The organism is Betaproteobacteria bacterium (genome assembly GCA_009377585.1).
Classification (GTDB): Bacteria; Pseudomonadota; Gammaproteobacteria; order Burkholderiales; family WYBJ01; genus WYBJ01.
This window is the reverse complement of the sequence record WHTS01000191.1, coordinates 553-7,556: the sequence shown is the minus strand read 5'-3', so window position 1 is coordinate 7,556 and position 7,004 is coordinate 553. Positions and strand designations below refer to the sequence as shown.

At 65.0% G+C, this 7,004-nt stretch carries 5 protein-coding genes; 3 read left to right on the top strand and 2 right to left on the bottom strand.

Going from position 1 to position 7,004, the window contains the following annotated elements; all coding sequences use genetic code 11:
• Nucleotides 1-9: 9 nt before the first annotated feature.
• Nucleotides 10-1,176, top strand: a complete 1,167-nt coding sequence (locus GEV05_29735) for an LLM class flavin-dependent oxidoreductase (GenBank protein ID MPZ47467.1) — start codon at nt 10-12, stop codon at nt 1,174-1,176.
• 38 nt (nt 1,177-1,214) lie between these two features.
• Here the strand turns inward: GEV05_29735 and GEV05_29730 are convergent, their stop codons facing one another.
• Nucleotides 1,215-2,069, bottom strand: a complete 855-nt coding sequence (locus tag GEV05_29730; GenBank protein ID MPZ47466.1) for a TIGR03619 family F420-dependent LLM class oxidoreductase — start codon at nt 2,067-2,069, stop codon at nt 1,215-1,217.
• 140 nt (nt 2,070-2,209) lie between these two features.
• Nucleotides 2,210-3,181: a D-2-hydroxyacid dehydrogenase gene (locus GEV05_29725; GenBank protein ID MPZ47465.1), complete on the bottom strand. Its 972-nt coding sequence runs from the start codon at nt 3,179-3,181 to the stop codon at nt 2,210-2,212.
• Nucleotides 3,182-3,317: 136 nt separating this feature from the next.
• Here GEV05_29725 and GEV05_29720 point away from each other — a divergent pair, with 136 nt between their 5' ends.
• Complete coding sequence (locus GEV05_29720; protein MPZ47464.1) at nt 3,318-4,304, top strand: hypothetical protein; 987 nt, start codon at nt 3,318-3,320, stop codon at nt 4,302-4,304.
• 402 nt (nt 4,305-4,706) lie between these two features.
• Nucleotides 4,707-6,200: a hypothetical protein gene (locus tag GEV05_29715; protein MPZ47463.1), complete on the top strand. Its 1,494-nt coding sequence runs from the start codon at nt 4,707-4,709 to the stop codon at nt 6,198-6,200.
• Nucleotides 6,201-7,004 lie beyond the last annotated feature (804 nt).

The following is a 7,004-nucleotide window of genomic DNA, read 5'->3' as shown; positions in this document are numbered from 1 at the left end:
GAGGTGCGAATGAAAACCTCGTTGTTCTATCTGCCCTCGGTCGGCAGCCGCGCCGACATCGAGGCGGGGATGGCCGGAATGCGCGGCGATCTCTACGGGAATATGCTGAAAGAGGTGGGCGAGCAGGCGCGTCTGGCCGATGCGCTCGGCTACGACTCGATCAATTTCACCGAGCACCACTTCCATGTCGAGGGTATCGAGCTCTCGAATAACCCGGTGATGCTCGATCTCTACATCGGCATGCAGACCAAGCGCATCCGCGTGGGCCAGCTCGGCATCGTGTTGCCCGCGGACAATCCGATTCGCATCGCGGAAGACATCGCAATGCTCGACCACATGACGGGCGGCCGCGCGAACGCGGGTTTCGCGCGCGGCTACCAGCGCCGCTGGGTCGACGTCATGGCGCAGCACACGCACGGCGTCCACGGCGCGCTGCCCAACAAGCACGACCAGATCGATGCCGCGAATCGTGCTGCGTTCGAAGAGAACTTCCGCATCATCAAGAAGTGCTGGACCGAAGAGATGCTCACCTGGGAGGGCAAGCTCTGGCGCATTCCGGTCGAGGGCACGCCGTGGACGGTGGAGGCATCGCAGCGCTACGGCAAAGGCATAGAGAACGGTCTGGTGAAGTCGGTGGGCGTCGTGCCCAAGCCGCTGCAGAAGCCGCATCCGCCGCTCTTCCAGCCCTTCGCGTCGTCGGAGAGCAGCATCCGCTGGTGCGCGGAGCAGCGCGTGACCGCGGTGCTGCCGCCCATGCACGCCAAGCATGAAGCGCGCTTGAGCGAGCTCTATGCAGCTGTTTCCAAGCGTCTCGGCGATGGGGTGGCTTTCCTGCGCGACATCATCATCGCCGATTCCGACGAAGAGGCGGACGCGCTTTGGCAGAATTCGAGCCGCTTCATGGCGACCGCATGGTTCGAGCCCTTCGGCTTCCGCCGCGGCATGGTCGATCCGGATACCGGCGAATATCCGAGCCCGCAGGAGATGATCGATCTCGGCTATGCGCTCGTGGGCAGCGTAGATACGGTGTGCCGGCGGCTCGAAGCGACGCTCAAGCGTCTGCCTGCCGAATGGATCTTCTTCTGGGCGTTCAACGGCCTCGTGCCGCATGCGGCGATGCTGCGCACGATCGAGCGCTGGCAGACCCGGGTGCTGCCGAAGTTGGGGCTCGCGTAAACCTGGCAGCGCGGATGCCCGGCGTCGGTAAGCCTTGATCAACAACCCGCCGCGAGCTCCGCGACCAAAGGCGCATTCTTGTCGAGGATGCGCAGAATCTCGTCGCGGCTTACATCGGGCACTTCGAACAGCGCGCGCGTAATGCCGGCCTCCCGATAGGGAACGAGCTTCTCGCGATCGGGCGGTGCGGCGAATACCGTGATCTGCAGCGTGGCCGGGTCGCGCCCGGCTGCTTGCGCCGCAGCCTTCAGACGCGCCGCGGCGCTTTTCGGCTCCCAGCCCTTGCGCGGCCGCGGGAACCAGCCGTCTGCGAATTCGACCACGCGCTTGATCGTGTATTCCGATTCGCCGCCGATCAGCACCGGCGGGTGCGGGCGCTGCTTGGGCTTGGGGTACATCCAGGCCGGATCGAAGTTGACGAACTCGCCATGGAACGCTGCCTCCTCCTGCGTCCAGAACGCCTTCATCGCGAGCACGCGCTCGCGCAAGAGCTTGAAGCGCGTTTCGTAGCGCGCACCGTGATTCTCCATCTCGTCGACGTTCCAGCCGCCGCCGATCGCGAAGACAAAACGCCCGTCGGAGAGCTGATCGAGGCTCGCGACCGACTTGGCGGTGACGATAGGGTCGCGCTGCGCAACGAGCGCGATGCCGGTGCCGAGCTTGAGCTTGCGCGTCGCCGCAGCGGCGAAGGAAAGCGCGACGAACGGATCGTGCGTGTGCTTGTACTTCTTCGGCAGCTCCCCGCCGCCGGGGAACGGCGTCTTGCGGCTCACCGGAATATGCGTGTGCTCGCAGACGAACAGCGACTCGTAGCCGCGGTCTTCGAGCGCGCGGGCGAGCTCGGCGATGTCGATGCCATAGTCGGTCGGAAAGTAGTACACCCCGGTGAGCATGAATGTGTCTCCTTGGGAATCCACGCGCGATCAACCGGATCGCACCATCGTCGCGTTACGACCGAGCGTTCGCGAATACGTCGCCGCTCGCAGCGTTGCAAATCGCGAGGGCGATCGGTTTCAATATCTCTGATCTCGGCTCAGAACCAGTTGGCCTTGTCGACGATATTGCGCAGCGGCCGGCCCGCGACGAAGTGCCGGCAGTTGTCGAGGATCACATCGTAGCGGCGCTCGTCGAGATACGGCCCGTAGCCTGCCGTGTGCGGCGTGAGAATCACGTTCGGCAGCGTCCACAGCGGATGCTCCGGCGGCAGCGGTTCCTGCTCGTAGACGTCGAGGGCCGCCCCCGCGATTTCGCGTGCCTCGAGCGCCGCGACGAGATCGGCGAGCCGGGTTGTCTTGCCGCGGCCGATGTTGATGAAAAACGCGCTCGGCTTCATGCGCCGGAAGCGATCGCGGTGCATGAATCCCTCCGTCGCGGGCGTGTGCGGCACGGTCAGCACGACGAAGTCCGCGCGCGGCAGGACTTCGTCCAGCGCATCGGGCGGATGCAGTTCCTTCATGCCGGGGGGCGGCGATTCGCGGCGTGCATCCGTACCGATCACCGTCATACCGAAGCTTGCGGCGAGCCGCGCCGTCTCCGCGCCGATGCCGCCCGCGCCGACGATCAGCATCGTCGTTTCGGGTAGGTGCAGAACGCCGCTATGGCGAGGCGTCGCGGGACGCCATTCGCGGCGAAGCTGCTGCGGAAAGTAGATCTGCATCCCGCGCGCGAACATCAGCACGTAGGCCATGATGTGCGCCGCGATGTGGTCGTTGTAGATCTCGCGAAAATTCGTGACGACCACCGGGTGCGCGATGAGCGCCGGGTGGTAATAGCCTGCGGGCGGGGCCGCGTGCGGCGCCTGCAGCCAGCGCAGCCGGCTTGCTTTCGCGAGCAGGGCTGCCGGCAGCGTGCCAAACGCGCAATCTGCATCGGCGACGGCGTGTTCGGCCTGCTGCGCGTCTTCGGCGACGACGACCGTCACCTCGGGCATGGCCTCGGCGAGCCGTGCGGCCCAGTCGCGCGTGGCTGCCGTTTGCGGCGGCAGCATCAACAAGGTCGTTGGCATCGTTTCTCCAGGCGTATGATGAGCGCGGCAGAGTCTGGATCTGTTGCGTCGACGAAGGGGCGGCGCGCGGCTCGGTTGCCCAAGCATAACCACGCGGTGTCCAGTCATCAAACGGCAGTCATCGGGAGAATCGACCATGGCAAGCAAGACGCGGATCCTTGTCGGCACCGTCGGCCAGGGCGTCATGATGAGCGGCGACGATGGCGAGAACTGGACGCGCATCAGCGTGCGCAACGGGATGCACGCCGATGGCATCGTGCGCAGCCTGCTTTCGGCGCCGCGCCGTCCCGAAACGGTGTATGCGGGCACCGATATGGGTCTCTATCGCAGCGACGATGCGGGCACGAAATGGCGGCTGCTGAATACGCCGATGTCCGGCTCCATGGTATGGAGCCTGGCCGCCGATCCGAAGGACGAGCGCGTGCTGTTCGCAGGCGTCGGCACGCCGAGCACGCCGGGGATCTACCGCAGCACCGACAGCGGCGAGACCTGGCAGCATCGGCCCATGGAGATCGCCAAGGAATGTCCGAACGTCGGCATCCCGCGGCCCACGGGAATCGCGATCGATCCGACGGACAGCCGGCACGTCTGGGTCGGGCTCGAGGTCGACGGCGTGCGCCACAGCGCCGATGGCGGCGAGACCTGGACCAAGATCAACGGCCAGATTTCGAACCCGGACGTGCACAACGTGCTCGTGATCGCCGGACCGCCCAAGGCGGTATTCACCCTGGTCAACGACGATGTCTGGCGCAGCACCGACGACGGCAAGACCTGGCAGGCCGCGCACGCGCGCGAGGTTTTCCCGTGGCGCTACCCGCGCGGCATCGCGGTCAAGCCCGATGATCCACGCACGCTGTTCCTGACGCTCGGCGATGCGACGCCGGGGCGGGTCGGCACGGTGATGCGCTCCAAGGACGCGGGCGCCACCTGGGCGAACGTCGGCCTGCCGGTGCAGCCCAATTCGGCGGTATGGACGGTGAGCATTCCGGTGCAGGCGCCGAACACTGTCTTTGCCGCCAGCCGCTACGGCTATCTCTATCGCAGCGACGACGGCGGCGACTCGTGGCGCAAGCTCTGGCGCGAGTTCAGCGAGGTATCCTCCGTGCTTTGCATCCCTCAATGATGGATCCAGGCTCGCTCCTCCATCACGCGTTTGCGTGCCACTGAGTTACCGATAGCGTTCCCGACGCAACCGCGTAGATCTCGCGGTTCGGGTTTAAGTCTAACCAGCGAGTCAGGAGTTTGCCTCCATTATTGATCGTTCCGTATTGGACGACAGTCCAATACGGACGCGACGCTCCCCTCTCCCCCGGGAGAGGGATTGGGGGGTGAGGCCGGGAATTCGCGGACCATGGTCCGCGCCGGGCGAACGGCATCGGCCTGCATGCCGACGCGCGCACTGCAAGTGAGGGGCGAGCGTGACATGAAACGTTACGGGTCGCACGCTGCGAATGGTGCGACGACGCGGGCTGGATGTGCGAGGACCACCCGGGCAGGCCGTGGTCCGGAACATCCGAGCGGTCCGGTGCCTGCGACCGCGGCGGCGCTGGCGCGCCGTGCCCGCATCGCAATGCCGACCTGCACAAGACCGGCATGGAGCGCGTCACCGTCGACCGCAACCACGGCTTCCGGCAGCGCGCCTCGCCCGAGTACGATGATCTGCTTACGTCCCGCTGCTCGACACGAGCAAGCCCCGGTTGTCCAGGTCGCAGAAGCCGCGCTTATCCTCGGGTGCGAGTCCGCTTTCGGGCACCGCAACGACTTCACCGGCCTTCAGACGGGCGAAGTACGGGTTCTGGTCGTTAGTCTCTTGAAAACAGAAAGTTGCCGCAACACGCGGCGCCCGGTCCTCGATCAGCGCGGCGCCTCGCGAATCGGTGCCGCGCGGGGCAGCGCCCGCGCGTCCATCTTCCCATGCCGGCGGAACTGGTCTAGATTGCAACCAGCGCGTTCAAAATATGGACGTGCTTCGCGCTACTTGGCGGCGCGGTTGCGGCGCCGGGGCGCAATCACCAACCAGAGCGAGGGGGAAACTATGTTACGCATCGTTACCGCTTTGCTGTTCACGTCCATCGTGTCTCTGCCGGTTCCGTCTGCGGCTGCGCAGTATCCGATTCCGAACAAGCCGGTTCGCATAATTGTTCCGTTTTCTCCCGGTGGTGGCACGGACATCCTGACACGGATGATCCAGCCCAAGCTCGAAAAAGAACTCGGTGCCGCTGCCGTGGTCATCGACAACCGCACGGGAGCAGGTGGAACGATCGGTGTCTCGCTCGCGGCGGAGGCTGAACCGGACGGTCACACATTGCTCGTGACATCTGCGAGCTTCAGCTTCCAGCCCGGTCTGTACAAAGATCTGCCGTACGATGCCGTCAAGGACTTCAGGCCGATTTCGATGCTCATAACGCAACCGCTGATCCTCGGCGTGCATACTTCGATGCCGGTGAAGACCCTCAAGGATCTGCTCGCGCTCGCGCGCAATAGGCCGGGCGAGATCTACTACGGCAATGCCGGCGTCGGCAGTAATCTGTATATGACCACTGAGCTCTTCAAGTACATGGCCAGGATCAACATGAAGGCCGTCCAGTACAGGGGAGGCGGCCCTGTCCTGATCGCGCTCGCCGGCGGCGAGGTGCATGCGGCGTTCATGGGCATGCTGTCGTCCAAGCATTTGCGGGAATCGGGAAAGGTGCGTGCTCTTGCGGTGACCACCAAGGAACGCTCGCCGGCCCTGCCGGACGTGCCGTCCATTCATGAAGCGGGCGTGCCGGGTTACGACAAGCCTGCCTGGACCGGCATGCTTGCCCCCGCCGGCGTGCGGGACGATATCATAAACAAGGTGTATGCCGCGGTGGCCAAGGTCCTGAAGGATCCGACTACGGTTGTGCGGCTGGCGGCCGACGGCGTGATCGCCACCGCCACTTCCCCCAAGGAGTTCACCAGATTCGTGCACGCCGAGATCCGGGAGTGGACCGACATGTCCAGGAAGATGAAGTTGCCGGTGCTCAAGCTGAAGTGAGCGTTCGTCGGCCCATTGGCTGGTTTCTCGTGAGAAACGCGCGCCGCAGCCCTTGCGGCGCGCACGAAATTCATGGCATGGATATCGGGTGTCCATTGCCTCACCCCAATCATGGGCATGGGGGGTCAGGTCTTGTATTCCAGCACCCCGAGCGCCTTTCGCGTCACTTCTTGGGCCAGGATGAAGACCCAGTTCGTGCCCTGACGGCTCCGCTGACGGTTGCATAGTGCACGTCGAATGCATCGGCGATCTGTCGCATGGAGTAGTCCCCTGAGGCAAACGCTGCCGCCATGGCTGTACGCCACAGCGCCGATGGCGGCGAGACCTGGACCAAGATCAACGGCCAGATTCCGAACCCGGACGTGCACAACGTGCTCGTGATCGCCGGACCGCCCAAGGTGGTATTCGCCCTGGTCAACGATGATGTCTGGCGCAGCACCGACGACGGCAAGACCTGGCAGGCCGCGCACGCGCGCGAGGTTTTCCCGTGGCGCTACCCGCGCGGCATCGCGGTCAAGCCCGATGATCCACGCACGCTGTTCCTGACGCTCGGCGATGCGACGCCGGGGCGGGTCGGCACGGTGATGCGCTCCAAGGACGCGGGCGCCACCTGGGCGAACGTCGGCCTGCCGGTGCAGCCCAATTCGGCGGTATGGACGGTGAGCATTCCGGTGCAGGCGCCGAACACTGTCTTTGCCGCCAGCCGCTACGGCTATCTCTATCGCAGCGACGACGGCGGCGACTCGTGGCGCAAGCTCTGGCGCGAGTTCAGCGAGGTATCCTCCGTGCTTTGCATCCCTCAAT

What these genes read in the sequence shown, in the direction of transcription:
- GEV05_29735 (MPZ47467.1), top strand. Translation starts at nt 10, where the DNA reads ATGAAAACCTCGTTGTTCTATCTGCCCTCGGTCGGCAGCCGCGCCGAC.
- GEV05_29730 (MPZ47466.1), bottom strand. Translation starts at nt 2,069, where the DNA reads ATGCTCACCGGGGTGTACTACTTTCCGACCGACTATGGCATCGACATC.
- GEV05_29725 (MPZ47465.1), bottom strand. Translation starts at nt 3,181, where the DNA reads ATGCCAACGACCTTGTTGATGCTGCCGCCGCAAACGGCAGCCACGCGC.
- GEV05_29720 (MPZ47464.1), top strand. Translation starts at nt 3,318, where the DNA reads ATGGCAAGCAAGACGCGGATCCTTGTCGGCACCGTCGGCCAGGGCGTC.